Genomic DNA, 25499 nt, shown 5'->3' with positions numbered 1-25499 from the left:
GACAGACTGGTGACATGTTCACCTGGGGTCTCTCGCTGCTGTTCCTCGCGGCCGTCTTCGGGACGCTGTCGATGGTCCGTCTCATCGCCGCGAACCCCGACTCGCCACTGCCGATGTGGCAGGGCCGCCCGCAGCGACTCCCACAGTTCACGATCATCCTGCGCGGGCTGTCGGGCGGACTCGGCGTCTTCGGGGTCTTCCTGCTGTGGTCGGAGATCGGCTTCTGGAGCATCCTGCTGCTCGTCGTCGCCCTCGGGATCCCGATCGTGCTGAACCTCCGGCACAACCGCCGCTTCGAGGCATAGTCGCCGTGTTCGTTCGCCCATCTTCGGGCGAACGAACGCTCGTTCGCCCTTATTTGGGCGAACGAGTGGCTAGGCGAGGATCGAACCGAGCCCGTAGCCGACCAGGGCCGCGATCACCGATGCGACGAGCATGCCGAATGCGTTCACCAGTCCGGCCCGGGAACGTCCGTCGTGGAGCAGTCGGACGGTCTCGATGCTCGCGGTGCTGAACGTCGTGTACCCACCGAGCAGGCCACCGCCGAGGACGAGCCGCCACGCCTCGTCGACGACCCCGCCGAGGGCCAGCGCGGTGACGAGGCCGAGTAGGAGCGACCCGCTGACGTTGATCACGGTCGTGCCCCAGGGGTAGGCGCCGCCGACACGGGAGCGGACGAGGCCGTCGACGACGAAGCGGGCCGCGGCACCGACACCACCGGCCGCCGCGATCGCGAGGAAGAGCCAGGGCGTCACGAGCGGCCACCGCCGATCCGTCGGGCGAGGACGATGCCGCCCCAGCTCGCGAGGACGCCAAGCACGACGCTCCCCACCGCGTACAGCACCCCCACCAGAGCGTTCCCCTCGATGAGGAGGACACTGCTGTCGGCCGCAAGCGCGCTGTACGTCGTGAAACCGCCGAGGACGCCGGTGCCGAGGAAGAGGCGGAGATCGCGCCGACGGCCGGCGTCGGGCCCGCGTCGGAGCAGCGACTCGAGGAGGAGGCCGAGCAGGAAGGCGCCGACGACGTTGATGCCGAGGATGGCCACCGGGACACCACCGATCGACGGGACCGCGAGGGAGATCGCCTCGCGGGCGCCCGTCCCGAGCGCGCCACCGAGCGCGACCATCGCGATCGTGGCGGGTTGCAGGTGCGGAGCCCGTGTCCCCGTCGGAGCGGCCGTCACCGCAGGTCGCCGGCGGAGGCGTCCCAGAGCGGTTCGTCGGTGGCGCTCGGCGCGAGTGGGACCACGATCACCGGACGCGCCTGCCGGTGGGCCAGCGTCGCGGCGACGGAACCGTTGAAGAACTCGAGGATCCCCTTGCGGAGGCCGCGCTCGCGGGTTCCCACGATGATCGCCCGCGCGGACACCGAGTCGGCGAGCCGACCGAGGGCACGCGCCGGGTCACCGGCGAGCTGCGTCAGTTCCCAAGCCACGCCGGTGTGGTCGAGGAGGCGATGCGCCGTCGCCTCGAGGCCCGGATCGGCGGGCTCCGGATCGAAGTCGTGCAGATCGGCGTCGAACGGCAGTGAGGTGACGGTGCCGTCGACGTTCTCGACCACGACGAATCGACTCGCATCGACGTGGGCGAGGACGAGCCGGCAGGCGAAGGCCTGCGCGAACGACGCCGCCTCGACGAGCACGGTGTCGGGTTGCCCCGGCGTGACACCGACCACGATCGCGGTCGCCCGTTGCGCTTCGCCCATGTCGTCACTCCCCCTTCGCGCGCTTCGCGGCGGCCTTGGCCGCCTGCTTCGCCGCCCGCACCTGCGCGAGCGACTCCGGGTCGACGATGTCGGCCACGGACCGGAGGCTGCCGTCCTCGCCGTAGGGCGCGGAGGCCTTCCGCCAGTCGGCCGCGTCGAGCCCGTACTGCTTCCCGAGGAGTGCGAGGAAGATCTTCGCCTTCTGTTCGCCGAACCCCGGCAGGGCGAGCAGGCGCTTCAGGATCTCCGGGCCGTCGGGAGCATCCCGCGTCCAGATCGCCGCTGCATCGCCGCCCCAGTCGTCGACGATCGCGGCGCAGAGCCCCTGTACCCGACCGGCCATGGAACCCGGGAACCGGTGCACGGCCGGACTCTCCTTGAAGAGGGAGACGAACGCCTCGGGTTCCGCCTGCGCGATGGTGGCCGCGTCGAAGGAACCGAGCCGGTCGCTGATCTTGCGCGGGCCCGCGAACGCGGTCTCCATCGGCACCTGCTGGTCGAGCAGCATGCCGATGAGCAGGGCGAGCGGGTCGGTCGACAACAGGCGGTCGGCGTCCGCATCCCCGGTGATGTGCAAGGTTCCGGTCATGGGTCCATCGTCCCACCACTCCGCGTCCTGGCACAGTCCCGTTCCGACGCGGTGTTGGTGTCCGTGACCGGCAGCCCCTCCCGTACGAGCGCCCCGCCCACGGGCGGCATGGTAAGCTCAACGCTAGTCTTTATCGTTCCCTGGTAGGCGAAAGCCCCGGACGCCCCGCAAGCGCGGCCGGTCAGAAAATCATGAGGGGGTCTCGCATGGGTCGTGGCCGTCAAAAGGCAAAGCACACGAAGATCGCTCGTGAGCTCAAGTCGTTCAGCCCGGACGTGAACTACAACGCGCTCGAGCGCGAGCTCACGGGGCACTCCGTCGACCACCCGGGCACGGGCGTCGACGAGAGCTACGACGACGAGATCGCCAAGTGGGCTGAGTACGCCGAGAAGTACGCCGACGGTGAGGCGAAGGGCGCGTAGACGCGCCCTTCCCACCGTTCCAGGGCGGACCTGTATCGACGGTTCACCGTCGCTCCAGCACGTCACGGCTGGGTGATCTCTCAGACGAGTGTCGGCAAATGGAGTTCTCGCTGGGCGGAGACTAGCCTGGACGGATGAACACCGACGAACTCCGCGTTGCCGCCAAGAAGCGCCTGAAGGCGCAGCACGATTTCAAGCAGTTTCTTGCCGTCTGGGGTGCGGTCTCCGTCCTCCTGATCGTCATCTGGCTCCTTACCGGTGCCTGGGGATACTTCTGGCCGATCTGGCCGATCTTCGTGATGGGCATCGCCCTGGTCTTCGTCGGGCTCGACGCCTACGGTCCGTCCAAGCACATCACCGAGGACGCCATCGACGCCGAGGTCGCGCGCCTCGTGAACCAGCAGCAGCAGCGCGCTGCCGCTCGTGAGGCCGCCTCGCAGCCGAGCCAGGCGCAGGCTCCGTACGCCGCCGGTCAGAACGGCTACGAGCAGCACCCGTACCAGACGGGCCAGACCGGGCAGGCGCCGGCGTACGACCCCGCACAGTACGGACAGACGGCCGCCGACGACACCTCGCAGTACGCGGGCGGCCAGACGGGCGGATACGGCACGCCGCAGACCCAGCAGGGCGCCCAGGCGACGCAGCAGTACAGCGCCTACCAGGCACCGGCCCCTGAGGCCTCAGCAGCGGAGCCCACCTCGGACTGGGTGCGCGCGGCCGAGCCCACCCCCACCGAGCAGTTCGCCGCGGTCTTCTCCGGCACCGACCGCGCACCCGAGGCTGCGGCCGCACCAGGCGCCTCCGCCGAACCGGCCGAGTCGATCGTCCTCGAGTCGACGTCCACCGGCGACGCCGAGACCGTCGCAGCCGCCGCCGACGAGACCGAGGCGCGCCTCGCGAGCGACGAGACCGGAGCCGCCGACACGACGACCCCTGGCACGACCGGACGCGACGAGACCGCTTCGTCCGCTGCACCGGCAGCAGCCGTGAGCGCGCCCCGCACCTCGACCGGCCGCTCGACGACGACGCGTTCGACGACGGCCCGGAAGCCCGCCGCGAAGACGACCACGGCGGCGACGGCAGCCGGGACCACCGTCCGCAAGACGAGTTCGACGCGCGCCACCACCGGCTCGACGACGCCCAAGGCAACAGCGGCCAAGACCACGACGCCGAAGGCCGCAGCCACGAAGGCGACGACGAAGGCAACGGGCGCCGCAGCGAAGCCGGCCACCGCGAAGGCACCGGCGAAGCCGCGGACGACGAAGCCGAAGGCGGCCCCTGTGGCCGCGCCGGCGCCGCTCGAGCAGCCCGGTACGCCGGAGTAGCGGTCGGTTCTCGAACGACGAAGCGCGCGAGCCCCTCTGGGCTCGCGCGCTTCGTCGTTCGGGCGGGACTCAGGAGAGCTGCGAGCGCTCCACCCACTCGAGGTACTCCTCGGAGACCGTACCGGTGACGTACTCGCCGGTGAAACAGCTCATCTCGAGGTCGCTGATGCCGGAGCCCTCGAGGATGGCGGCCTTCATGTCGGCGACCTCCTGGTAGATGAGGTTGTCGGCGCCCAGTTCGCGGGCGATGTCGGGGATCTTCTTGCCGTGCGCGACGAGCTCCTGTCGGGACGGCATGTTGATGCCGTACACGTGCGGGTATCGGACCGGCGGTGCAGCAGAGGTGAACGTCACCTTGTTGGCACCGGCGAGACGCGCCATGTCGACGATCTCCTTCGACGTCGTGCCGCGGACGATCGAGTCGTCGACGATGAGGATGTTCTTGCCCTTGAACTCGGAGCCCATCGCGTTGAGCTTCTGACGGACGCTCTTCTTACGCTGCGCCTGGCCCGGCATGATGAAGGTGCGCCCCACGTACCGGTTCTTGTAGAAGCCCTCGCGGTACTCGATGCCGAGCTTCTGCGCGACCTGCATGGCCGCTGGACGGGAGGAGTCCGGGATCGGCATGACGACGTCGATGTCGCCCATCGGCGTGTACTCGGCGATGGTGTCGGCGAGCCGGTTGCCGAGACGCAGTCGGGCCTCGTACACCGAGATGCCGTTCATGACGGAGTCGGGGCGTGCGAGGTACACGTACTCGAAGGAGCACGGCACGAGCCGCGGGTTCTTCGCGCACTGACGCGAGTAGAGCTCGCCCGAGGCCGTGATGAAGACGGCCTCGCCCGGGGCGATCTCGCGGACGATCTCGTAGCCACCGGCTTCGAGGACGAGCGACTCGGAGGCGACCACCCAGTCGTTGCCGACCATGCCCGTCTGGCGCTTGCCGAGGATGAGCGGACGGATGCCGAACGGGTCTCGGAAGGCGAGCAGGCCGTGCCCGGCGATGAGGGCGATCGTCGCGTAGGAGCCTTCGACCCGCTCGTGCACGTTCTCGACGGCGTTGAACACCTGGTCGGGATCGAGGTCGAGGCCGCTGATCTGTCCCTGCAGCTCCGTGGCGAGGACGTTGAGCAGCAGCTCGGTGTCGCTCGTGGAGTTCACGTGGCGGCGGTCGACGTGGAACAGGTCCTTGCTGAGCTCGCGGGTGTTCGTGAGGTTGCCGTTGTGGATGAGCGTGATGCCGTACGGCGCGTTCACGTAGAACGGCTGAGCCTCGCTCTCGTTGGCGGCGTCGCCCTTCGTCGCGTAGCGCACGTGGCCGAGGCCCATGTTGCCGAGGAGGGAGCGCATGTCGCGGGTGCGGAAGGCTTCTCGCACCTGGCCTTTGGCCTTGACCATGTGGAAGGTGCTGCCGTCGGCGGTGGCGATGCCGGTGGAGTCCTGACCGCGGTGCTGGAGGAGCAGGAGGCTGTCGTAGACCTGCTGGTTGGCAGGCTCGGTTGAGACGATGCCGACGATGCCGCACATGCGTGGGGACTCCTTGGGGTTCGTGCTGGGCGAGTGACGGAACGGAGGAAGGTGGGCCGGGGCGGCGCGGCTAGTCGCGGTAGGCGCCGACGAGGCGGACGGCACCGCCGTCGACCCCCTTGGCACCCTGTTCGAACGCGCTGAGGTCTGCGGCGTCGTCGCCGAGGTGCACGGTGCCGACCTGCCAGGTCGCGATCCCGTCGGCCTCGAGCGCGGCCGTGACACCGGCGGCGACCGCCGGCGAGACCACCGCGAAGAATCCGACGCCCAGGTTCCAGGTGCCCTCGCTCGACTCGAGCGAGGATCCGGCCAGCTCGCTCAGCGTCCGGAACACCGGCGACGGGCTCCAGGTGGAGCGGTCGACCTCGGCCCAGGACCCCTTGGGCAGGACGCGCGCGAGGTTGGCGGCGATCCCGCCTCCGGTGACGTGGCTGAGCGAGTGGACGCCACCGGCGAAGGCCGGGGCGTCGAGCAGCCGCAGGAGGGGCAGGGTGTAGAGCCGCGTGGGCTCGAGGAGGGCCTCACCGAACGTCGTGCCGAGCTCGTCGCTGTGGTCGGCGTAGCCGACACCCGCCTGGGCGAGGATGTGCCGCACGAGCGAGAAGCCGTTCGAGTGCAGACCCGAGGACGCGAGTGCCAGGACGACGTCACCGTCTTCGACGCGGTGCTCGCCGAGGATGGCGTCCGCCTCGACCGCACCGGTGCAGGCGCCGGCGACGTCGTAGTCGTCGACCCCGAGGAGGCCGGGGTGCTCCGCGGTCTCGCCGCCGATGAGCGCCGTCCCGGTGTCGGAGCAGGCTCGGGCGATGCCCGCGACGATGGAGGCGATGCGCTCCGGGTGCACCTTGCCGCAGGCGATGTAGTCGGTCATGAAGAGCGGCTTCGCGCCGACGACGACGATGTCGTCGACGACCATGCCGACGAGGTCCTGACCGATGGTGTCGTGCTTGTCGATGGCCTGGGCGATCGCGACCTTCGTGCCGACGCCGTCGGTCGACGTCGCGAGCAGGGGCCGACGGAAGGCGGTGAGCGCCGAGGCGTCGAACAGGCCGGCGAACCCGCCGAACCCGCCGAAGACCTCCGGACCATGCGTCTTCGCGACGGCGGCCTTCATGAGCTCGACGGCGCGGTCACCGGCTGCCGTGTCGACACCGGCCTCCCGGTAGCTGGTGGATGAGGTCATGACCGTCCTGAACCTTCTGCGGTGGGTGGATTCGGGGGGCCGGACTCACCTGGCTCGGCACTGACGGAGCCGGTCGGTTCCGCGTCGGCCGCGGGGGTCCCGGCTGGATGCACGTCAACTCTATCCGCTGCGACGATCCGCGTCCGTCCCGCCATGGAACGGTCGATGAGGAGGCCGATGACGAGGGCGATCGCGCCGAACACCACGACGCACACGAGCAGGAGGAAGCCGAACACCTGGGTGAGCGAGTAGTCGGCGCTCCCCGGGAACGCGAAGGTGAGGATCAGCGCGGCGATGACACCGACGAAGGCACCGATGACGAGGAACCGCCAGTAGCGGGGCGATCGGCGCACGGAGACCGAACCGGAGGAGTACACGGTCGCGACCTCGGTGTCGGGCTCGGTCGAGGGGGTCGGACCGGTCGGTTCGGATGGGTGCTGAGCTTCCGGTGCTGGCTGCCCGGTGGCGTCTGTCATGCTTCCATTCTCCCTTACGATCCTGGGCATCGTGAACCGTTGGTGAACGGCCGCCGCCCACGTGCCGGCGGGTACGATCGAGCGGTGGACACGACCGGGATCGAGACGAACGATCCCGCCGAGGTCGACCCCGACGACGCCGTGCTCACGGCGGTCGAGTCCACCGCCGCCGAAGCCGGGTTCACGCTCGAGCCGGAGCAGCTGGAGGTGGCGAGGCGCCTCGCGTCACTGCGGATCGGCGAGGACCGACCAGCGCACCTGTACCTGTGGGGTGCGGCCGGGCGGGGCAAGACCTGGCTCCTCGACGCGTACTTCGAAGCGCTCCCGACGCATCGGCGGCGGCGCGTCCACTTCCACTCCTTCTTCCGCGGACTGCACGCCGCGATCCACCGGGTCCGCACGGAGGCCGCCGACGCCGCTCGGGCGACGGGTGAGCCGGGCGCCGGGTCCCGCGCGGCGGCCGGGGCGGTGACGAACGCGGTCGGGCAAGCCGTCGACGACCTGCTGGACGAGGTGGACGTCGTGCTGTTCGACGAGTTCCAGGTGCACGATCCCGGCGACGGCATGCTCATGATCCGGCTGCTCGACGCGCTCTTCGCACGTCAGGTGACCCTGTTGACGAGCTCGAACTCCGCGCCGCAGGACCTGCTGCCGGACCCGGCCTACCACCACATCTTCGAGCCCGGCATCGCGCTGATCGAGGCGAACATGCAGGTGCTCGAACTCGCCGGCTCGACCGACCACCGTCGCAGCTCCCCGGTCAGGCACCGCGACGGCTTCGCCCGCGGCAGCTGGTCCGTCGCCGGCGCGGCCGCTGACGCACACCTCGCGACACTCGGCCTCCGCCGTCCGGGGGCGAGCGAGGCGACGACGCTGACGATCAGCGGCCACACGTTCCACGCCGCCGCCGCGCGCGACGGCCTCGTGTGGTTCGACAGCGCCGAACTCATCGAGCGTCCGACGTCCGTCGGCGACTACCTCGCCTGGGCGGCGGACTACGACCGGTGGGTCCTCGACGCCCTGCCCGAGTCCCACGCCCTCACCCGGGAGGCGCGCGCCCGGTTCGTCCACCTCGTCGACGCCCTGTGCGATCTCGGCGTCGAACTCCACGTCGTGTCCACCACCGACCGGGAGACCTTCATGACCGATCCCGCCCTCGGGCAGGGTGGCTTCGCCCGCGACGCGGTCAGGACGCGCAGTCGGCTCGCCCTCCTCCGCGAGGTCCGCTGACCGCCGCTCAGCTCGCGGCGAGCACGGCCCGCTCCACGGCGCGGTCCAGTCCGACGGCGGACCGGTCCTGACGCTGCGGCGCAACGCCGCCGAGGGCCTGCAACCAACTCCAGGTGTCAGCGACGGTCTCGGCGAGCGGACGACGACGGAGACCCGCCACCATCGCGCGCGAGACGTCACCGTGATGCATCGCGTCGGCGTCCGGTCCGGACGGGAGCCAGACGGGCAGCTGGGTCCAGGGCCGGATCCCGGCGGCGAGCACCTGCTCCTGATCCACCCAGCGGAGGGTCGCATCGGACCCGGTCGCGGTGATGCAGGCGTCGAGCAGCTCCCCCAGCGTCGTCGCCCGCGGCTCGCTCACGACGTTGAACGCACCGCTCGCTCCCGTCGAACCGGCGGCGAGGAGGAACGCCGCGAGATCCCGCGCATCGATGTACTGGATGGGATCGGCGGCGGCACCGGGTGCGAGGACGTCACCGCCCTCGGCGATCCGCGTCAGCCACCAGGGCAGTCGTCCGATGTTCTCGTGCGGGCCGAGGATGAGGCCGGCTCGCGCCAGGACCGCTCGGTCGCCGAACGCCTGCACGACGGCCAGTTCGCCACCACGCTTCGCACGGGCGTAGTCCGTGGAGTCCTCGTCGTAGGCCGACCCCTCGACGACCGGTGCGTCCTCGGCGGCACCGGCGGGGAGCGGGTCGGCGTAGACCGAACGACTCGAGACGTAGACATAGCTCCGGACCCGGTCGGCCAGCAGCGCGGCCGCGTCGCGGACGGCGACCGGAGCCCCTGACCAGGTGTCGACGACGATGTCCCACGACCCGACCCGGAGCGGGTCGAGTCCACCGGGCAGCGTCCGGTCGCCATGCAGCACGCTGACCGCGTCCGACGGCGACGAGCGGTTCGTGCCGCGATGGAAGACGGTGACGTCCCAGCCGGCGGCGACGGCCTCGTCGACGACGGCCCGCCCGACGAACTCGGTCCCGCCCAGGACCAACAGCCGATTCGTGCTCATGCCTCCATCACAGCGCACGAGGCGGTGATGCACCACCCCGGTTCGCTGGGAGCAGCGAACCGCCGGTCTGGAGGGGCGCGGACTACTTGCGGCTGTGCTCGAGCGATCCGGCTCGCATGGCGGCCTCGTCGTTCAGGTCGACACGGGAGGCCACGTAGTAGCTGCTCCACTTCGCCGCGTGGTACGCGGGGTTCATGACGAACCAGTACGCCCGGCGCTTCCAGCCGTACTCCTTGTCCCGGACGATCCGCTTCGCATCGCGGATCGCTCCGACGACGGTGTAGCCGATCTGTCGCGACCGTCGGAGCCGCGCGACCGGCTTGCCGATCCGGCGGAGTGCCGTCGTCTCATCGAAGATGCGCTTGCGGTACTCGTCGAGGGTCAGGTCGTTGGAGTGGATGACCCAGCCCCGCGGCGCGTAGGCCTTCCGCAGGCCGGCCGCGATGATGTCGGCGCCGAAGGCCATGTCCTCGGAGTACGGGAGGTCGCGGTACGGGATGTCGCCGAGCAGGAGCTCGCGGCGCGTGGCCGAGTTGACGTCTGAGTAGAACGCGAGGGCGTCGAGCAGTCCGCCGTTCCCGTCGGCGAAGCCGTCGTTCGCGAACACCGTCGTCCCGAAGTCCGGCCCGAAGTTGCGGAAGACGTCGTGGATCTCGTACTTCAGCAGCGGGAAGCAGGTCGGGCGGGCGATCTGCTTGCCCATGACCGCGACGACGTCCATGCCGTCCGGGTCCAAGGGCGTGGTCAGCTCGTGCAGCCAGCGGGAGTCGCCGGGGATCGCATCGTGCGTGAGATAGGCGACGTACTTGCCTCGAGCGAGCCGGGCCGCGAGCTGGCGGGTCCGGCCGTGGCCGAACTCGCTGTTCGGGATGACGTGCAGCCGGACGTCCGGGTGGGCGGCGACGATGTCGAGCGTGCGGTCGGTGGAGCCGGAATCGATGACGAGGGTCTCGAACGTGCCGTCGTACTCCTGGGCTTCGATCGCGGAGAGGATCTGTTCGAGGTACATCTCACCGTTGTAGGTGGGGATGACGATCGTCGCGTCGAGCGTCGTCTCCGCTGGGGCTTCGATGTCAGAGGTCACCGGACCAATGTACCCGGAACGTCAGCGCGGCAGCAGCAGTGGCACGAGACCGGTGAGGTCCGCCCGCTGGCCGGACGCGTGCACCGTTCCGCCGGCCATCGCCGTGGTCCAGTCGATGCGGCCGGACGCGAGGGCGAGCCAGGTCGGTGCATCCATCTCGATGACGTTCGGCGGGGTGCCGCGGGTGTGGCGGGGGCCCTCGATGCACTGCACGGCACCGAACGGCGGCACCCGCACCTCGACGGTGTTGCCGGGTGCCCGCTCGACGAGGAGCTCCAGCAGGTAGCGGACCGCGGTCGCCGTGTCCGTGCGCGACGCCGGTCCGTCACCGAGCGCCTGCTCCAGGGCAGCGCGACCGACGGCGTCCGTGATCCTGGGTCTGGCCATGCATTCGAGGCTAGGCCATTGCGCCTTAAGCTAGACGGGTGAAGATCCTCGTCCTCGGTTCCGGTGCTCGCGAGCACGCCATCATCAAGGCTCTCCTCTCCGAAGGGGCCGGGCACCACATCATCGCCGCCCCTGGCAACGCGGGCATCGCGGGGGATGTGACCGTGGTCGGCATCGACCAGGAGAACCCCTCGATCGTGCGCGACTTCGCCCGCGACGAAGCGGTCGACCTCGTCGTCATCGGGCCCGAGGCCCCGCTCGTCGCCGGCGTGGCCGACAAGCTGCGTGCCGCCGGCATCCCGGTCTTCGGCCCCAACCGCTCGGCGGCCGCACTCGAGGGTTCGAAGTCCTTCGCGAAGCGGATCATGGACGAGGCCGGTGTGCCCACCGGTCGCGCGGTCCGCGCCGAAGACCTCGACGCAGCGATCGCCGCGCTCGACGACTTCGGGGCCCCCTACGTCGTCAAGGCCGACGGCCTCGCAGCGGGCAAGGGCGTCCTCGTCACCCACGACCGCGACGCGGCCATCCAGCACGCCACCAACTGGCTCGGTTACGGCGGCGTCCTCGTCGAGGAGTTCCTCGACGGCCAGGAGGTCTCCCTCTTCTTCATCACCGACGGTGAGACGGTGCTCCCGCTCTCCCCCGCGCAGGACTACAAACGCCTGCTCGACGGCGACGCCGGCCCGAACACCGGCGGGATGGGCGCCTACTCCCCACTCCCCTGGCTCGACAACCGGTTCGGGAGCGAGACGGCCTTCGTCGACGAGGTCCTCGAGACCGTCGCCGTCCCCGTCGTGCGGCAGCTGGCGTCGGAGGGCAACCCGTTCCAGGGCCTCCTCTACGCCGGGCTCATCCTCACCGAGCGCGGCATCCGGGTGATCGAGTTCAACGCGCGTTTCGGCGACCCGGAGACGCAGGTCGTCCTCCCCCGGCTCGTCACCCCGTTGTCGGCCCTCCTGCTCGGCTCGGCCACCGGCACGCTCGGCGAGCAGCCGAGGCCCGTGTTCGCCGAGGCGACCGCCGTGACCGTGGTGCTCGCGAGCCAGAACTACCCCGAGACGCCCGTCACCGGCCGGAGCATCACCGGCCTCGACGCCGCCGTCGCCGTCGAGGGGGTCCACCTCGTCCACGCGGCCACGGCCGACGTCGACGGTGGCCTGGTCGCCACCGGCGGCCGCGTCCTCAACGTCGTGGCGCTCGGATCCACGTTCCCGGAGGCACGCGGCCGTGCGTACGAGGCACTGTCGCGCATCGAACTCGAGGGCGGTCAGTACCGCACCGACATCGCCGCACGCGTCTCCTGATCGCGGCCCGGATGAGCGGCGCAGCGGGGACCGGATCGTCGGCCGTCGTCGAGAGTCACGACGGCACCAGACTGCACGTGGACGTGATCGGCGACGACGCCCTGCCGCCCCTGGTCGTCCTCGCCGGCGGTCCGGCGCGTCACCCGGTCTACCTAGGTGATCTCGGAGGCCTGAGCGCCAGGCGTCGTCTCATAGTGCTGCACCAACGCGGGGTCGGACGGTCCGAGAGCGGATCGTCGACCGCTGCGGCGAGCTGGCCGGAACTCGCCGAGGACGTCGAGGCCGTGCGTCGCTGGCTGGACGTCGACCGCCTCGAACTCCTCGGGCACTCCGCCGGGACGCGCGTGGCGATCAGCTACGCCGCCCGCTACCCGCACCGGCTCGACCGCCTGTGCCTCATCACACCGCCCGCCACCTGGCTCGTCGACACGGACGACGACAGCGCGGAGATCATCGCCCGGCACGCGGCGGAGGACTGGTACCCCGGCTTCCTTGAGGCACTGCCCGCGCTGCTCGCAGCCCCGGACTCCGCGTCGGGGAACCGCTTGTTCCCGGCGGTGGCGCCAATCGCCTGGGGCGAGTGGGACGACACCGCCCGCGAACACGAGCGTCTGGGCGCCTGGCACCCGGCCGCGCAGGACGCGTTCGTGCACACTCCCACGATCGACGAGGTCGAGGACATCCGCGACGCCCTCCGCACCGTCACCGCGCCCGTGCTCGTGGTCGCGGGCTCCGAGGACGGCCTGACTGGACTCGCGCCCGTCGTCGACCTCGCGAAGCGGTTCCCGCTCGGCCAGGCCATCGTGCTCGACGGGTGCGGACACTACCCCTGGGTGGAGCAGCCGCGGTCCTTCGCCGCAGCTGTGCACGGCTTCTTCCCCGTCGGCTGACGAACGCGAGCACCGCAAGCCCTGTCGCCGTCCGTCGGTGACCGGTTGACTCGGACCATGCAGACGTTTCTCCCGTACCCCGACTTCCATGCCAGCGCAGAGGTCCTCGACGACAAGCGACTGGGGAAGCAACGCGTGGAGACCCTGCAGGTGATGAAGGCGCTCATCGTCCCCGGATACGGCTGGCAGCACCATCCAGTGACGGCGATGTGGCGCGGATACCGACCGGCGCTCATGGACTACCAGGTGGCCACCTGCGCGGTCTGGATCGGCCGGGGCCACGCGGACACCTGCCTCGAGAAGACCCTGCTGGCACTCGCCGACGCGCCGTCCGACCTCGCAGCGTACGAGGCGGACGACTTCGAGCTCCCACCGTGGCTCGGCCGGCCCGACGTCCATCGGTCCCACCGCTCCAAGCTCCTCGCGAAGGCTCCGGAGTTCTACGCCGACGTGTTCCCCGACGACCCTGCCACGCTGGACTACGTCTGGCCGGTGCCGGCGGCCTGATGGTGCACAGTGTCGACGTGACGTTCGACGACGAGCTCGATGCGGCCGTTCGGACTCGATGGCGTGCCCTCGCCGATCTCGGCCTCCCGAGCCTCGCCTCGCATCAGGGCGCTAGCAACCGCCCGCACGTCACGCTCGCTGCCGGTACGACACTGGACCTCGCAGCACGACCGGACTTCGCGCCCATCGTCGTCCGGCTGGGGGCGCCGGTGCTCTTCGCCCGACGGTCGGGCGCCGTGCTCGCCCTCGGCGTCGTGCCGTCGACGGAGCTCCTGCACCTGCACCGTGGCGTCGCCGACGCGGTGACGGGTGCGTTCGATCACACCGAGCCCAGGTCGTGGACACCCCACGTCACGCTCTCCCGTCGGCTCCCCTGGGAGCGGACCGGTGCGGCGCTCGAGGCGTTGGCGTCGCTCGGACCGCTCCCCGACGGCCGTATCCTCGGCCTCCGGTTCTGGAACGGCGACACCAGGACCGTCACGGACCTCCTCGGTCCGTGAACCGCCCGGTGCCGCCGCACCATTCCGACTACTCGGCGGCTGCGCGGGTCGCGGCTTCGGCCGCCGCGGCGGCCTGTCCGTGCTGGGTCTCCGGGGTCGACCAGGCGGCCGCCTTCGGCTTCTGGAAGAACAGGACCACGACCGCGCCGACGAGCGCGAGGGCTGCCGGGAGGAGCAACGACTGGGCCATGGCGGCGGTGAATCCGGCGTGCAGGACCTCGGGCAGCTCACCGCCCGTCACCTCGCTCACACCACCGGCCGCCCCGCCGGGTGCCGCAGGCAGCTCGGCCGCGAGGCGTCCCTGGATGAGCGCGGCGATGGCCGCGCTACCGAGGACGGCTCCGATCTGACGGGTCGTGTTGAACACGCCCGAGCCGGCGCCGGCCTGGTGCTGCGGGAGCCCACGGGTGGTGAGGTTGGAGACCGGACCCCACATGAACCCGTTGGCGAGGCCCAGGACGGCGCTCGGGAGGAGCAGCATCAGGATCGGCTGCTCGGGCGTGAGGAGGATCGAGTACCAGCCGAGTGCGAGGGCCAGCAGGAGGAGCCCCGCGAGCGCGAACCACTTCGGGTTCACGCGGTCGATCGCCCGCCCGACCACGGGCGCGAGGCCGGCGGAGAGCACGGCCATCGGCACGAGCATGAGCGCGGACTGCGTCGGGGTCAGGCCGCGGACGGTCTGGTAGAAGAAGACGAGCGGCAGGGACATGCTCGTGATCGTGAACCCGATCGTCGAGATCGCGAGGTTGCCGACCGAGAAGTTGCGGTCGCGGAACAACGCCAGCGGGAGCAGTGGCTCACCCTTCATGACGGCCTGCCATACGACGAACAGACCGAGGACGACGACGCCGGCGATGATGAGGCTCCACACCGTGATCGGGCCGGCGATCGTGCCCCACTCGTAGCTCTGACCCTCCTGGATGCCGAACACGAGGAGGAACATGCCGAGCCCGCTCAGGACGACCCCGAGGACGTCGAACTTGTGCGGGTGCGTGGCGAGCGAGGGGACGTTGCGCCAGACCATGATGAAGCCGATGATCCCGACGGGCACGTTGATGAAGAAGATCCACTCCCAGCCGAAGCCGTCGACGAGCACGCCGCCCAGGATCGGGCCGACGAGCGTCGCCACACCCGCGGTCGCGCCCCAGAGGCCCATGGCCGCACCACGGCGGTCGGGCGGGAAGATGCGGGTGATGACGGCCATCGTCTGCGGGGTCATGAGCGCCGCACCGAGCCCCTGCACGACGCGGGCGACGATGAGCATCTCGATGGAGCCCGACAGGCCGCACCAGAGTGAGGCGAGTGTGAAGACGACGAGGCCGATGAGGTAGAGGTTCTTCGGGCCGAACCGGTCGCCGAGGCGGCCGGTGATGAGCAGCGGCACGGCGTAGGCGAGCAGGTAGGCGCTCGTCACCCAGATGACGTTGTTGATGTCGGTGTCGAGGCCGCGCATGATCGCGGGGTTGGCCACGGACACGATGGTCGTGTCGATAAGGATCATGAAGAAGCCGATGACGAGCGACCAGAGCGCGGGCCAGGGGCGCACGGCCCCCTTCGTGGGAGACGCGACGCCGGCGGGCGGCGGCGTGGGTGATGCGGACATGATGTCCCTTTCTGCATGGAGGACGGATCGCGTTCGGGACGCGAGGCTGAGCGGGACCGCGACCGGACGGGTCGTCGGTCCCGAAGGATCAGGTGGAGGGTGCGGAGGAAGTGGGCTGCGCGGACGCGGGCGAGGTCGCCTCGTGCTCGTGGTGCGGAGCACGGGTACCCGACACGTGCCAGGCGAGGGTGCCGTCGGCGATCTCGCCGAGGAGGGATTCGAGGTGGGTGATCTCGGCACGCACCATGGCCGCCGAGTAGGGGACGTTCATGAGGTAGACGCGCGGGACCTCGCGCTCCAGCGCCCAGGCCATCCGTCGCTCGAGGTCGGCGAGTTCGGCCCGCTGCCGGAGGATGCGGGTCTCGAGGAGCATCCGCACCTCGTCGGCGCCGAGTTCGTGCGCCTCGGACAGCGCGAGCCCGAACTCCGGGTACTCGTTCGTGGGGGTGCTGAGCAGCTCGCGCAGCCGCTCCCCGTGCAGGTGTCGACCGCGTTCGGTGATCTCGAACGTGGTCCGCTCGGGCCGGGCACCCTCGCGGTCGATTCCCGACGCGGCCACGAGTCCGTCGGCCTCGAGTGCGTAGACGGCTCGATACAACGAGCCGGGGCTCACCTTGACGACCCGGTCCTCCTGGCGGTGGAGCGCGAGTTGGTACATCTCGTACGGATGCATGGGGCGCTCGGCCAGGTAGCCGAGCGCGGCGACGGCGAGCATGCCGAGCGGTTTGACCCTACCCACGTCGCTCCGATCATTCCGCTCGAACTATTCCACATGGAATATACGCGTACCGGCCCGACGACGCAACCCACGGAGACCGGTCCGGACATCGCCGATGCACGATAATGAACGGGTGAGCGCACCCTCGGAGACCAACGCCTGGAACCACGTCTACTCGGGCAAGGTCCGCGACCTGTACGAGCCGGCCGCCGGCCCCGACGACCTGTTGCTCGTCGTGGCGAGCGACCGGGTGAGCGCCTTCGACCACGTGCTCGAGCCGGGCATCCCCGGCAAGGGCGATCTGCTCACCAGTCTGAGCCTCTGGTGGTTCGACCAGCTCCGCGAGGTGCCGAACCACCTCGTCCCCGACCACGAGCTCGACGCCGCGGGTGTCGCGGTGTCCAGCATTCCGGCGGAGTTCGCCGGGCGGGCGATGCTCGTCCGGAAGCTCGACATGTTCCCCGTCGAGTGCGTCGTCCGTGGCTACCTCACCGGTTCCGGCTGGAAGGAGTACGTCACGAACCGCACCGTCTGCGGCATCCCGCTGCCCGACGGCCTGCGCGACGGCGATCGCCTGCCCGAGCCACTGTTCACCCCGGCCTACAAGGCACCGCTCGGCGAGCACGACGAGAACATCTCGTTCAGCCGCATGGTCGAGCTGATCGGCGAGGACGACGCGGTCGCGCTGAAGGACCTGTCACTCGGCATCTACGAGACGGCATCACTGACGGCGGAACGCCACGGCGTCATCCTCGCCGACACGAAGTTTGAATTCGGCCGCAACCCGGCGACCGGCGTCATCACGCTCGGCGACGAAGTGCTCACCTCCGACTCCAGCCGGTACTGGGACCGCGACGTCTACCTGACGAGCGACGACCCCACTACACGGATGGCCAGCTTCGACAAGCAGATCGTCCGCAACTGGCTGGCCCACAACTGGGACCAGGAGGACACGTCGACGCCCACGCCGCCGACCCTGCCTGCCGAGATCGTCACCCAGACGGCAGCCCGCTACCGCGAACTCCTGGAGCGCCTCACCGGCAGCGGTCGCTGACCGAGGTGCCGGTCAGCTCGTCTTCCGACGGGCGCGGAGCCGAGCGTTGTCGGCCAGGATGGCCTGCGCATCGGGCAGCGGCCCCTCCGGCACGATGACACCCATGAGCGTGGCCGTCTTCTCGAGTGCGTCGCGTGCGTCGTCGGCCGCGAGCCGCGCCTCGACGAGATCGCAGGAATCGTCGCTGCCCACCTCGCTGCGGGTGCCGCTGCGCTCCACGAGCTCGCGCTGCAGTCGCTCCGCGGTGGCGTACATCCGCGTCAGCGTCCAGAGCGAGGTCCACGGGAGGTCGTCGCTCAACCCGATGAGGTGGACGTTGAGCGGGTCGATCCACCGCGACGGCTGGTGCCCGCCGTCGAGGCGACGACGACGATTGCGTCGTTCGGCCGACACGAGCAGGAACACGGCGACGAGGATGGCACCGAGCAGGGCACCGACGACGTCGAATCCGGGCGCCCACTCCGGGTCGAAGCCAGGGAGCGACACGGACGAGCGTTCGTCGTGGACGAGCCACCACTCGACGACCACCCCCACTGTCGCGCCGATGACGAAGCCCGTCAGCAGGAGGAAGCCACCGAGCAGGAGGGTGATCCTCCGCCGCAGCTGATGACCGCGCTGCTGACCCTCGGTGAGCTCACCTCGTTCCGCGAAGGGATCCACGACCATGAGGCGACCACCGACACGGACCACCCCGGGGTGGCGAGTCGTGACCGTCATGGCCCGAGGATACCCCACAAGGTGGGTCATGCGGCGGGATTCGCGAGCCGAGATCGGCGGAAATCCGGGGCGGATCGACGGCGGTGACCCCCGGAATGGGGGCGCTCGAAGGGGTCACGCCACCCTCGGGAGCCGTCGCCGAGTCGTTCATGGAACCCGGCCAGGCTCATCGGACGATCCGCGCCAGGTCGAAGCGCACCCCATGGTCCGTTCAGGGTCGGACACCGACGCGTGGAAAGGCGCCCGATGCAGCGGCGACGAGCGCCTCGTCGACGTCCTGCAGGGGGAACTCCGGACCCACGAGCTCGGCGAACGGATACCGACGCCACGCACCGGTCAGGAAGTCGACCGCGCGCGCCAGATCCCGAGATCGGTAGTTGTGCGCGCCGCGCACCGTGAGGAGGCGTCGGACGATGCGTTCGGCGTCGATGCCGAGCGGCGCACCTGGCGACACGCTGCCGACGAGGACCGCCGTCCCGCCGATCGACAGCGACGCGATGGCGGCGTCGACGGCACGGGCGTCTCCGGACATCTCGATGGCCACGGGGAAGCCCTCGACGCCCGCCGCGAGGTGTGCGGCGTCCAGATGCTCAGCGGCACCGATCGTGGGGTCGACCGTCGCGATGGCACCGAAGCGACCGGCGAGCAGCCGGCGGGCGGGGTCCGGATCGCTCACGACCACACGCGCCCCGGCATCGGTCGCGATGGCCGCGACAGTCAGCCCGAGCATCCCGGCGCCGGTCACGAGCACCGCCGTGCCGGGCAGGTCGTGCCCGGCCGCATCCAGCGCGGCGATCGCGGTGGCCGTCGCGCAGGACGCGGGGGCGAAGACGGCGGCGGGCGGCGTCTCCCCCACGATCACGATGGCCGTGCCCTCGAGGAGTTCGACATGGGTCGCGAACCCGCCGCTCAACTCCCAGCCGCGGTGGACCCGGTCGTGCCCGTACTTCGCGAGCCGGCGGCACTTCTGCTCCAGGCCGGCGGAGCAGCGGTCGCAGACGCCGCAGCTCACGACGACCGACCACACGACCCGCATCCCCGCGACGAGGACCGTGCCGTCGACTGCGGTGACGGGTCCCCCGACCGCCACGACGCGTCCGACCTGCTCGTGCCCGAGGACGAGCGGTGTGGCGGCGTCACGGTGCCCCAGGACGGTGTGCACGTCGGAGCCGCACACGGTCGCCAGTTCCACCTCGACGAGGACGTCGCCCGGCCCGAGCGTCACCCCGGGCACCGCCATCGCCTGGTGCGGGTGCCCCGGCCCCTGCCAGACCATCGCGATCGGCGACGGTCTGACGAAGACGTCGTTGCCTTCGTGCGCGGTGAGCGTCGTGTGCATGGTTCCCCCGGTCGGTCGTTCAGTCGAGACCGAGGAGCGCGGGCAACTCGGCGATGCTCGTGATGATCTCGTCGGCTCCCGCCGCGAGCAGCGTCTCCTCGTCGTGCGCTCCGGTGAGCACCCCGACGACGAGCCCTGCGCCGGCGTTCACCCCGGACAGCATGTCGCTGGCCGTGTCGCCGACGACGACCACGGTGTCGACGGCGCTTGCACCGAACCGGAGGAGCGCCGTCAGCGGCAGGTCCGGCGCTGGACGCCCTCGGCCGGCGTCGGCGGGCGAGAGGGCGTCGTCGGCGAGCTCGGACCATCCGAGGCTCGTGAGGAGTGCGTCGCGCGTGGCCGGGGCGAACCCGGTCGTGAACACGACACCCACGCCGAGTTCGCGAAGCCGACGCACCGTGTCCTCGGCTCCGGGGATCGCCGCGACGCGCCCCTCGCCGACGAGGCGCTCGTAGGCCTCTTCGAAGGCGGCGTTGCCGGAGGCGGCTCGAACCTCGTCGCCGTCGGTCAGCATGAGGAACACGTCGAGCTTCGACTGACCCATCGTGTCGCGGACGAGCTCGATGGCCGCGTCGAGCGCCTCCTGGGTGTCGATGCCGATCGTCTCCGCAGCGACGCGGAAGGCGTCCTCGACGACGCCGTCGTCCGAGACCGTCGTCCCGGCGAGGTCGAGGACCACCAGTTCGAGCAGGAGGTCGTCCTCGTGCGCGTCGTCGAACCCGTCCTCCAACTCGTCGAGGTCGTCGAGGTCGGTCTCCACGTCGTCGACGAGGTCGGGAGCCGTGGTGCTGTCCTGCTGGGATCGATCGGTGCTGGTCACGAGAGGCCTTTCTGAAGGTGGGCTGATGCGGCGCGGATACTGGCCGGCTGCGCCGGTGAGAAGGTCGGGCCGAGGTGCTCGGCGACGGCCAGCTCGCCGAGCGCAGGTCCGGTGGTCATCCCGATGCCCGTCGTCGCGGCGACCACGCGGACACCCGGGGTCGGCTCGTCGATGAGGAACTCCTCCGGGGCGGTGGCGTACACACCCTGCCAGCGTTCGAGGACGTCGAGCCTCGTCCCGAACAGCTCGCTTCCGGCCCGTAGGAGTTCGTCGAAGGCGTGCTCGGACTGGAACGGGGACACCGCCTCGCCGCGGCTGTGGGTGTCGCCGAGGACGATCGAGCCGTCCGGCAACTGGGTCGCCATGAGGTTGACGTCGAGTGAGGCGAGTCCGGGGTGGTCCTGCTGCAGTCGTTCCCGGAGCGCCGGGATGGCCGGTGAGTCGGCGAAACCCGCGTAGCGCAGGAGCGACCACCCGGTCAGGAGCGGTGCCGGCATCGGCATCGGGAGCTCGGCGCGCACCCGGACCATGTCGAGCGCGCATCGACGGACGACCGCCCGCTCGGCCAGCTCGGGGAGCAGCGTGTCGATGTCGTGGTTCACCGCGACCACGGTGAGGCCTGCGGCGATGACGCCGCGGCTGGTGTCGACGAACCCGGAGCGCAGTCCGGTCACGGTCGTCCGGCGTCGGAACTCGACACCGCGGCGTTCCAAGTACGCCGTGACGGCGCCCAGGGCCTGACGAGGGTTGACCTGGAGGTCGCGTGGGAGCCAGGCGCCGCCCACCACGTCGTCGGCGATGATCGGCACCTGCTGCAGGAACTCGGCCGCCTCGTACAGGCGGACGTCGGCCGCGGCCCCCGCCTGGGCACGGGATGCCGCGAAGTCCTCGAGGACGCGCAGCTCGTCGAGGTGCCGGGCGACCACGTGCGTGCCCGAGCGCCGGACCCACAGGCCCGCGTCCTGTTCGAGTCGCTGCCAGATCTCGGCCGAGCGCGCGGCGAGGCGCGAGGCGAGCCCGGCCTGCGGCGTCGCCGCCAGATGGCCGAAGTTGCGGACCGACGCGCCCTGGGCTTCGGCCGAGCGTTCGACGACGACGACCTCGGCACCGGCGTCCACGGCGGCGAGCGCCGCCGACAGCCCCACGATCCCGGCACCGACGACCACGACGTCGGCGCGGTCCGCCGCCGCACCGAGCGACCCGACACCGAGGCCCACCCGCGGGTTCGACGACCCGCCGCTCATCCGTCGTCCGTTCACGAGAACACCCTCCGCATCCACATGGCGATGCCCTCGACGACGAGGACGACCGCGAGGATCATCAGCACGAAGGCCGTGACCTGGTCGTAGTTCCCGCCCTGGTCGGCCTGGATCAGGTAGTAGCCGATCCCGCCGCCACCGACGATGCCGAGCATCGTCGCGGCGCGGATGTTCGTGTCGAGCGTGTAGAAGGTGTGCCCGACCAGTGCACGGGCGCCCTGCGGAAGCGTCGCGGCGGCGTAGACCTGCGGTCGCGTCGCGCCGACGGCGGTCAGGGCGCGCTCGGGTCCGGGCGCGACCTCCTCGAAGGAGTCCGCGATGAGCTTGCCGAGGAGGCCGATCCCGCAGATGCCGAGCGCGAGCGTCCCCGCCTGGGCACCGAGCCCGGTGACGACGATGAGGAGGATCGCGAGGATGAGCTCCGGGATGCCGCGGATGCCGACGAGCGCGAACCGGGCGCCGGTGCGGATGCCGCGGTTCGGTGCGACGTTCCGCGCGGCGAGGGACCCGATGACGATCGAGCAGACGAGGGCGATGAGGGTCGCCGCGAAGGCGATCGCGACGGTCTCGAACATCGCCTCCACCATCTGCTCCGTCGTGCGCATGCCGAACGACGGCGGCCAGAGACGGACGAGGACGTCGGGGGCCTTGGCCCAGAACGTCACGAGGTCGCCCCACTGGATGTCGGACACGACGACGCCCCAGACCACGACCGCCACGGCGAGCCAGGCACCGACGGTGTCGCGGACGCGGGCCGGCGTCCACGGACGCTTCGCTGCAGCGGCGATCCGGGACTCGGCACTCGGAGTGGCGACCGTCAGCCTGCTCCCACCCGCCGCGCGACGTGCCTCCCGGCCCGCGGCCACCCGACGCACGACGCGGTCACCGAGTCCGCGTCCGGTCGGCTGCACCCCGAGCATCACGGTCCGCACGGTGCTCGACACGATCTCCATGACGACGCACAAGGCGAAGATGACGATCGCGAGTCCGATGCCGAGCGAGTAGTCGAGTGACTTGAACGCGAGCGACAGTTCACGGCCGAGGCCGAGGACGCCGACGTAGCCGAGGAGGACCGAACCGCGCAGGTTGATGTCGCCGCGGTGGAGGACCGTGGCCACCCAGGACGGGAGGACCTGCGGCAGGACTCCCGAGGTGAACTCCTGCAGCTTCGAGCCGCCGGCCGCCCGGATCGCGAGTCGCGGCCCTTCGTCGACCTGCTCGATCGCGTCCGCGAAGAGCTTTGAGATCATGCCGACGGAGTGCAGCCCGATCGCGATGATGCCGGGCAGCGAACCGAGCGAGAACATGAGCACGAGGATCATCGCGATGACGACGTCGGGCACGGCACGGCTGAGCACGCCGACGAACCGACCGACCGCGCGCCAGGCCGGTCCTGGGGTCGTGTTCGCGGCCGCGAGGTACGCGACCGGGATCGAGAGCACCGCAGCGAGGACGGTGCCCGAGATCACGATCCCCAGGGTCAGGGCGGTGAGCGACAGCAGTTCCCCGGGCGGCGGGAACGTGATCGCGCCCACCCGGTTGAAGAAGTTGACCGCGTTGCCCCAGCTCGCCACCATGTTCGGGATCGAGATCCCGACCTCGAGGAGCGAGTAGACCGAGAAGGCGAGCAGCGCGACGAGCGTGAGCACGGCGGCGATCGTCTGCGGCCGGAGCCGACCGACCGGGACGGGTCCGGAGAGCTCTGGTGGCCGGCCCGTGGGCGGCGCCGTCTTCGCGGGCGCGGTGACGACCATCAGCGGTTCCTGCCGGGTCGACGGAGCTCGTCGGGCTCGCGGCCGTCGACGTCGGCGTCGAACTCCCACTCCGGGTCGTCGGGCAGTTCGTCCTCGCCCACGCGCTCCTCGACGCCGAGCAGCCCGCGGAGGTCGTCGTCGGGGTCGCCGAGCAGCTCGTCGGTCTCCAGCTCCACCGCGATCGCCTGCAGCTCACGGGTGCTCGTCGCGACCCGGCCGTAGATCTCCATGACCTCGGTCTTCGACAGGCCGTCGGTCGTGGTGTCGAGGACCACCTCGCCGTGACGGAGACCGACGATGCGGTCGCCCCAGGAGAGCGCGAGGTCCACCTGGTGCAGGCTGCACACGACGGTCAGTCCGCGGTCGATGGCGATCTCGCGGATCAGGGCCATCACCTGCTCGCTCGACTCCGGGTCGAGGGAGGCGACGGGCTCGTCGGCGAGGAGGATCTCGGGGTCCTGCATGAGCGCTCTGGCGATGGCGACGCGCTGCTGCTGACCGCCCGACAACGTGTCGGCGCGCTGGTAGGCGCGTTCGAGGAGCCCGACGCGGTCGAGGTGTCCGAGCGCCTTCATCTTCAGGGTGCGGCCGTACCCGAGGATGCCGAGGCGCGGTCCGCGGACGCCGGCCAGCGAACCGGTCAGGACGTTCTCGAGGACGGTGAGCGACGGGACCAGCTCGAACTGTTGGAAGACGAACCCGACGCGGGCGCGGAGTCGGCGCAGGGCGCGCTGCCCGAGGGCCGGCACCTCGTCGCCGAGGACCGAGACGGACCCGGCGGTGGGCTGCTCGAGACCGTCCAGGTGGCGGAGGAGCGTCGACTTGCCGGAGCCCGAGAGACCGAGCAGGACGACGATCTCGCCGCGATGGATGTCGAGGTCGACGCGCTGCAGGGCGACCGTCCGGTCGAAGCGCTTCGTGACCCCGCGGAGGCGCACGAGCGGTTCCGCTCCGTCGGGTGCGGTGCGACGCGCCTGCTGCTCGGTGACGCTCATGACTGCTGCCTCTCGTGAGGTTGGTGGTGATGCGGATGTCGCACTTCGACAGGCTCGGTGACCGGGTACCGGAGCACCGGTCACTGAGCCTGTCGAAGTGCAGAGGTCCAGCTCAGGTCAGGCCTGGCACTGCTTGGCGTTGGTCTTCTTGCAGATGTCGCGGATGGTGTCGTAGTACGCGTCGTCGACCGGCGAGGTTCCGTAGAAGGTCGCGCGGAAGGCGTCGCTGTCGGCGCTCTTCACACCGGCGTCGATGATCTGGTCGATCGTGACCTCGGAGAGGGCCTTCTCGAGCTTCTCCTTCACGTCGGCGGGCAGCGAGTCGGACTCGACGATCGGCGCACCGGGGACCATGGTGCGGTCGACGACCTTCACGCCGTCGTTCTTCTCGACCTCGGAGTCCTCGGCGAAGCCCGCCTCGCACTCGACGCCTTCGGCGGTCTTCGTCACCGAGACGTCGTGCTTGCCGGCGAAGACCGGGGTGATGTCCTTCTCGGGGTCGATGCCGGCCTCGAGCAGGTTGTAGCTCGGGAACAGGTACCCGGACGTCGAGGACGGGTCGACGAAGCAGACCTTCTTGCCCGTGAATTCTTCGATCTTCGTGATCGACGAGTCCTTCGGGACGATCGCCTCGGAGTAGTAGCCCGGCTCCTGCCCCTTGACGGTGATGATCGACGAGATGGGCGTGATCTTGGCCCCGTTGTTGAGCGCGGTCACGTAGGTGAAGCCGGAGAAGGAGGCGACGTCGATCTTCCCGGCGACGGCCGCCTCGATGAGGGCCGCGTAGTCGGTCGACTCGTGGTACTCGACCTTCTTGCCGGTCTCCTTGGCGATGTAGTCCATGAGCGGCTGGTAGTTGGTCTGGGTGTCGACCGAGTCGGGGACGACCCCGAACACGAGGGTCTGGTCGTCGACGGCGAAGGTCCCGGCAGCGGCGGAACCGGTGTCGCTGGCGGATGCGCTCGAGCAGGCGGCCAGGCCGATCGAGAGGAGGGCGGCGGCGCCGAGCGCAGCGACGCGGGTGAGGGAGAGCTTCATGTGCTGAGACGTACCTTTCAGAGGGACCGATGCACCCGCCCGCTCCGCGCGTGGCTCCG

At 70.4% G+C, this 25499-nt stretch carries 28 protein-coding genes; 9 read left to right on the top strand and 19 right to left on the bottom strand.

The annotated features are described in order from the left end of the window. Window positions 1–14: 14 nt before the first annotated feature. Window positions 15–305 carry a hypothetical protein gene (locus QRN19_RS01655; protein ID WP_079001460.1) on the top strand — a complete coding sequence of 97 codons (291 nt, stop codon included), beginning with the start codon at window positions 15–17 and terminating at the stop codon, window positions 303–305. A 69-nt stretch (window positions 306–374) separates the two neighbouring features. On the opposite strand, the gene crcB is transcribed toward QRN19_RS01655, so the two are convergent. Genes crcB through QRN19_RS01635 form a run of 4 tightly spaced genes read right to left on the bottom strand, consistent with a single transcriptional unit; the run spans window position 375 to window position 2296 of the window. Further along, window positions 375–755 (bottom strand): fluoride efflux transporter CrcB, encoded by a 381-nt coding sequence (crcB, locus tag QRN19_RS01650; RefSeq protein ID WP_285024809.1) that lies wholly within the window; start codon window positions 753–755, stop codon window positions 375–377. Beyond that, window positions 752–1186: a fluoride efflux transporter FluC gene (locus QRN19_RS01645; protein ID WP_350224022.1), complete on the bottom strand. Its 435-nt coding sequence runs from the start codon at window positions 1184–1186 to the stop codon at window positions 752–754. Before QRN19_RS01645 ends, crcB begins: the two co-directional genes overlap by 4 nt. After that, on the bottom strand, window positions 1183–1707 hold the full coding sequence (locus tag QRN19_RS01640) for a universal stress protein (protein ID WP_285024807.1): 525 nt from the start codon (window positions 1705–1707) through the stop codon (window positions 1183–1185). Before QRN19_RS01640 ends, QRN19_RS01645 begins: the two co-directional genes overlap by 4 nt. Window positions 1708–1711: 4 nt before the next feature. Next, complete coding sequence (locus QRN19_RS01635; protein ID WP_285024806.1) at window positions 1712–2296, bottom strand: HhH-GPD-type base excision DNA repair protein; 585 nt, start codon at window positions 2294–2296, stop codon at window positions 1712–1714. Between the two features lie 206 nt (window positions 2297–2502). On the opposite strand from QRN19_RS01635, the gene QRN19_RS01630 reads away from it, so the two are divergent. Together QRN19_RS01630 and QRN19_RS01625 are read left to right on the top strand one after the other, a co-directional pair. Beyond that, window positions 2503–2718 carry a DUF3073 domain-containing protein gene (locus QRN19_RS01630; RefSeq protein ID WP_064294210.1) on the top strand — a complete coding sequence of 72 codons (216 nt, stop codon included), beginning with the start codon at window positions 2503–2505 and terminating at the stop codon, window positions 2716–2718. Between the two features lie 134 nt (window positions 2719–2852). Then, window positions 2853–4043: a 2TM domain-containing protein gene (locus QRN19_RS01625; protein WP_285024805.1), complete on the top strand. Its 1191-nt coding sequence runs from the start codon at window positions 2853–2855 to the stop codon at window positions 4041–4043. A 69-nt stretch (window positions 4044–4112) separates the two neighbouring features. On the opposite strand, the gene purF is transcribed toward QRN19_RS01625, so the two are convergent. The 3 genes from purF to QRN19_RS01610 form a co-directional block, all read right to left on the bottom strand. Continuing rightward, window positions 4113–5570 carry an amidophosphoribosyltransferase gene (purF, locus tag QRN19_RS01620; protein ID WP_064294208.1) on the bottom strand — a complete coding sequence of 486 codons (1458 nt, stop codon included), beginning with the start codon at window positions 5568–5570 and terminating at the stop codon, window positions 4113–4115. A gap of 70 nt (window positions 5571–5640) precedes the next feature. Continuing rightward, window positions 5641–6753 carry a phosphoribosylformylglycinamidine cyclo-ligase gene (gene purM / locus QRN19_RS01615; RefSeq protein ID WP_285024802.1) on the bottom strand — a complete coding sequence of 371 codons (1113 nt, stop codon included), beginning with the start codon at window positions 6751–6753 and terminating at the stop codon, window positions 5641–5643. Beyond that, the gene (locus QRN19_RS01610; protein ID WP_285024800.1) at window positions 6750–7229 is read right to left on the bottom strand and encodes a DUF2273 domain-containing protein; all 480 of its coding nucleotides are present in this window, start codon (window positions 7227–7229) and stop codon (window positions 6750–6752) included. Before QRN19_RS01610 ends, purM begins: the two co-directional genes overlap by 4 nt. 84 nt (window positions 7230–7313) lie before the next feature. On the opposite strand from QRN19_RS01610, the gene zapE reads away from it, so the two are divergent. Beyond that, window positions 7314–8459 (top strand): cell division protein ZapE, encoded by a 1146-nt coding sequence (gene zapE, locus QRN19_RS01605; protein WP_285024798.1) that lies wholly within the window; start codon window positions 7314–7316, stop codon window positions 8457–8459. A 7-nt stretch (window positions 8460–8466) separates the two neighbouring features. Here zapE and QRN19_RS01600 read toward each other — a convergent pair whose 3' ends face one another. The 3 genes from QRN19_RS01600 to QRN19_RS01590 form a co-directional block, all read right to left on the bottom strand. Continuing rightward, window positions 8467–9471 carry an NAD-dependent epimerase/dehydratase family protein gene (locus tag QRN19_RS01600; RefSeq protein WP_285024795.1) on the bottom strand — a complete coding sequence of 335 codons (1005 nt, stop codon included), beginning with the start codon at window positions 9469–9471 and terminating at the stop codon, window positions 8467–8469. Window positions 9472–9553: 82 nt separating this feature from the next. Then, the gene (locus QRN19_RS01595) at window positions 9554–10555 is read right to left on the bottom strand and encodes a glycosyltransferase family 2 protein (protein ID WP_285024793.1); all 1002 of its coding nucleotides are present in this window, start codon (window positions 10553–10555) and stop codon (window positions 9554–9556) included. Between the two features lie 21 nt (window positions 10556–10576). Then, window positions 10577–10942 (bottom strand): sterol carrier family protein, encoded by a 366-nt coding sequence (locus tag QRN19_RS01590; RefSeq protein ID WP_285024792.1) that lies wholly within the window; start codon window positions 10940–10942, stop codon window positions 10577–10579. Window positions 10943–10980: 38 nt separating this feature from the next. Between QRN19_RS01590 and purD the strand changes: the two genes are divergently transcribed. From purD to QRN19_RS01570, 4 genes are read left to right on the top strand one after another with little or no spacing between them, the layout of a single operon-like run. Next, window positions 10981–12246 carry a phosphoribosylamine--glycine ligase gene (gene purD / locus QRN19_RS01585; RefSeq protein ID WP_285024791.1) on the top strand — a complete coding sequence of 422 codons (1266 nt, stop codon included), beginning with the start codon at window positions 10981–10983 and terminating at the stop codon, window positions 12244–12246. Between the two features lie 11 nt (window positions 12247–12257). Then, window positions 12258–13136 (top strand): alpha/beta fold hydrolase, encoded by an 879-nt coding sequence (locus QRN19_RS01580; RefSeq protein ID WP_285024789.1) that lies wholly within the window; start codon window positions 12258–12260, stop codon window positions 13134–13136. A gap of 57 nt (window positions 13137–13193) precedes the next feature. After that, entirely contained in the window at window positions 13194–13643 is a 450-nt protein-coding gene (locus tag QRN19_RS01575; RefSeq protein ID WP_285024788.1) for an MSMEG_6728 family protein, read from the top strand. A gap of 17 nt (window positions 13644–13660) precedes the next feature. Continuing rightward, window positions 13661–14143, top strand: coding sequence for a 2'-5' RNA ligase family protein (locus QRN19_RS01570; protein ID WP_285024787.1), 483 nt, complete (start codon window positions 13661–13663; stop codon window positions 14141–14143). 28 nt (window positions 14144–14171) lie between these two features. On the opposite strand, the gene QRN19_RS01565 is transcribed toward QRN19_RS01570, so the two are convergent. Then, on the bottom strand, window positions 14172–15746 hold the full coding sequence (locus QRN19_RS01565) for a DHA2 family efflux MFS transporter permease subunit (RefSeq protein WP_285024785.1): 1575 nt from the start codon (window positions 15744–15746) through the stop codon (window positions 14172–14174). A gap of 88 nt (window positions 15747–15834) precedes the next feature. Then, on the bottom strand, window positions 15835–16485 hold the full coding sequence (locus tag QRN19_RS01560; protein WP_285024784.1) for a PadR family transcriptional regulator: 651 nt from the start codon (window positions 16483–16485) through the stop codon (window positions 15835–15837). Between the two features lie 94 nt (window positions 16486–16579). Between QRN19_RS01560 and QRN19_RS01555 the strand changes: the two genes are divergently transcribed. Continuing rightward, window positions 16580–17518: a phosphoribosylaminoimidazolesuccinocarboxamide synthase gene (locus tag QRN19_RS01555; RefSeq protein WP_285024783.1), complete on the top strand. Its 939-nt coding sequence runs from the start codon at window positions 16580–16582 to the stop codon at window positions 17516–17518. A 12-nt stretch (window positions 17519–17530) separates the two neighbouring features. On the opposite strand, the gene QRN19_RS01550 is transcribed toward QRN19_RS01555, so the two are convergent. The 7 genes from QRN19_RS01550 to QRN19_RS01520 all read right to left on the bottom strand — a co-directional run bounded on the left by QRN19_RS01550 (window position 17531) and on the right by QRN19_RS01520 (window position 25440). Continuing rightward, complete coding sequence (locus QRN19_RS01550) at window positions 17531–18235, bottom strand: hypothetical protein (protein ID WP_285024782.1); 705 nt, start codon at window positions 18233–18235, stop codon at window positions 17531–17533. A gap of 211 nt (window positions 18236–18446) precedes the next feature. Further along, window positions 18447–19574: a zinc-binding dehydrogenase gene (locus QRN19_RS01545; RefSeq protein WP_285024781.1), complete on the bottom strand. Its 1128-nt coding sequence runs from the start codon at window positions 19572–19574 to the stop codon at window positions 18447–18449. 19 nt (window positions 19575–19593) lie between these two features. Beyond that, on the bottom strand, window positions 19594–20394 hold the full coding sequence (locus QRN19_RS01540; RefSeq protein WP_285024779.1) for an HAD family hydrolase: 801 nt from the start codon (window positions 20392–20394) through the stop codon (window positions 19594–19596). Further along, window positions 20391–21653 carry a TIGR03364 family FAD-dependent oxidoreductase gene (locus tag QRN19_RS01535; RefSeq protein ID WP_285024777.1) on the bottom strand — a complete coding sequence of 421 codons (1263 nt, stop codon included), beginning with the start codon at window positions 21651–21653 and terminating at the stop codon, window positions 20391–20393. Before QRN19_RS01535 ends, QRN19_RS01540 begins: the two co-directional genes overlap by 4 nt. Continuing rightward, window positions 21650–23407 (bottom strand): phosphonate ABC transporter, permease protein PhnE, encoded by a 1758-nt coding sequence (phnE, locus tag QRN19_RS01530; RefSeq protein WP_285024776.1) that lies wholly within the window; start codon window positions 23405–23407, stop codon window positions 21650–21652. Before phnE ends, QRN19_RS01535 begins: the two co-directional genes overlap by 4 nt. Beyond that, on the bottom strand, window positions 23407–24402 hold the full coding sequence (gene phnC / locus QRN19_RS01525) for a phosphonate ABC transporter ATP-binding protein (protein WP_285024775.1): 996 nt from the start codon (window positions 24400–24402) through the stop codon (window positions 23407–23409). Before phnC ends, phnE begins: the two co-directional genes overlap by 1 nt. 117 nt (window positions 24403–24519) lie before the next feature. Then, window positions 24520–25440 carry a phosphate/phosphite/phosphonate ABC transporter substrate-binding protein gene (locus tag QRN19_RS01520; protein ID WP_285024774.1) on the bottom strand — a complete coding sequence of 307 codons (921 nt, stop codon included), beginning with the start codon at window positions 25438–25440 and terminating at the stop codon, window positions 24520–24522. Between the last annotated feature and the right edge of the window lie 59 nt (window positions 25441–25499).

The organism is Plantibacter sp. ME-Dv--P-122b (assembly GCF_030209375.1).
Lineage (GTDB): Bacteria > Actinomycetota > Actinomycetes > Actinomycetales > Microbacteriaceae > Plantibacter.
This window is presented reverse-complemented; position numbering and strand designations above follow the sequence as displayed.

Bases quoted from the DNA above. Each gene is read 5' to 3' on its own strand.
- QRN19_RS01655 (WP_079001460.1), top strand. From the start codon at position 15: ATGTTCACCTGGGGTCTCTCGCTGCTGTTCCTCGCGGCCGTCTTCGGG.
- QRN19_RS01555 (WP_285024783.1), top strand. From the start codon at position 16,580: ATGCACGATAATGAACGGGTGAGCGCACCCTCGGAGACCAACGCCTGG.
- QRN19_RS01550 (WP_285024782.1), bottom strand. From the start codon at position 18,235: ATGACGGTCACGACTCGCCACCCCGGGGTGGTCCGTGTCGGTGGTCGC.
- QRN19_RS01520 (WP_285024774.1), bottom strand. From the start codon at position 25,440: ATGAAGCTCTCCCTCACCCGCGTCGCTGCGCTCGGCGCCGCCGCCCTC.
- QRN19_RS01625 (WP_285024805.1), top strand. From the start codon at position 2,853: ATGAACACCGACGAACTCCGCGTTGCCGCCAAGAAGCGCCTGAAGGCG.
- QRN19_RS01635 (WP_285024806.1), bottom strand. From the start codon at position 2,296: ATGACCGGAACCTTGCACATCACCGGGGATGCGGACGCCGACCGCCTG.
- QRN19_RS01610 (WP_285024800.1), bottom strand. From the start codon at position 7,229: ATGACAGACGCCACCGGGCAGCCAGCACCGGAAGCTCAGCACCCATCC.
- QRN19_RS01600 (WP_285024795.1), bottom strand. From the start codon at position 9,471: ATGAGCACGAATCGGCTGTTGGTCCTGGGCGGGACCGAGTTCGTCGGG.
- QRN19_RS01580 (WP_285024789.1), top strand. From the start codon at position 12,258: ATGAGCGGCGCAGCGGGGACCGGATCGTCGGCCGTCGTCGAGAGTCAC.
- purM (WP_285024802.1), bottom strand. From the start codon at position 6,753: ATGACCTCATCCACCAGCTACCGGGAGGCCGGTGTCGACACGGCAGCC.
- QRN19_RS01630 (WP_064294210.1), top strand. From the start codon at position 2,503: ATGGGTCGTGGCCGTCAAAAGGCAAAGCACACGAAGATCGCTCGTGAG.
- QRN19_RS01640 (WP_285024807.1), bottom strand. From the start codon at position 1,707: ATGGGCGAAGCGCAACGGGCGACCGCGATCGTGGTCGGTGTCACGCCG.
- QRN19_RS01575 (WP_285024788.1), top strand. From the start codon at position 13,194: ATGCAGACGTTTCTCCCGTACCCCGACTTCCATGCCAGCGCAGAGGTC.
- purF (WP_064294208.1), bottom strand. From the start codon at position 5,570: ATGTGCGGCATCGTCGGCATCGTCTCAACCGAGCCTGCCAACCAGCAG.
- QRN19_RS01545 (WP_285024781.1), bottom strand. From the start codon at position 19,574: ATGCACACGACGCTCACCGCGCACGAAGGCAACGACGTCTTCGTCAGA.
- QRN19_RS01565 (WP_285024785.1), bottom strand. From the start codon at position 15,746: ATGTCCGCATCACCCACGCCGCCGCCCGCCGGCGTCGCGTCTCCCACG.
- phnE (WP_285024776.1), bottom strand. From the start codon at position 23,407: ATGGTCGTCACCGCGCCCGCGAAGACGGCGCCGCCCACGGGCCGGCCA.
- phnC (WP_285024775.1), bottom strand. From the start codon at position 24,402: ATGAGCGTCACCGAGCAGCAGGCGCGTCGCACCGCACCCGACGGAGCG.
- QRN19_RS01590 (WP_285024792.1), bottom strand. From the start codon at position 10,942: ATGGCCAGACCCAGGATCACGGACGCCGTCGGTCGCGCTGCCCTGGAG.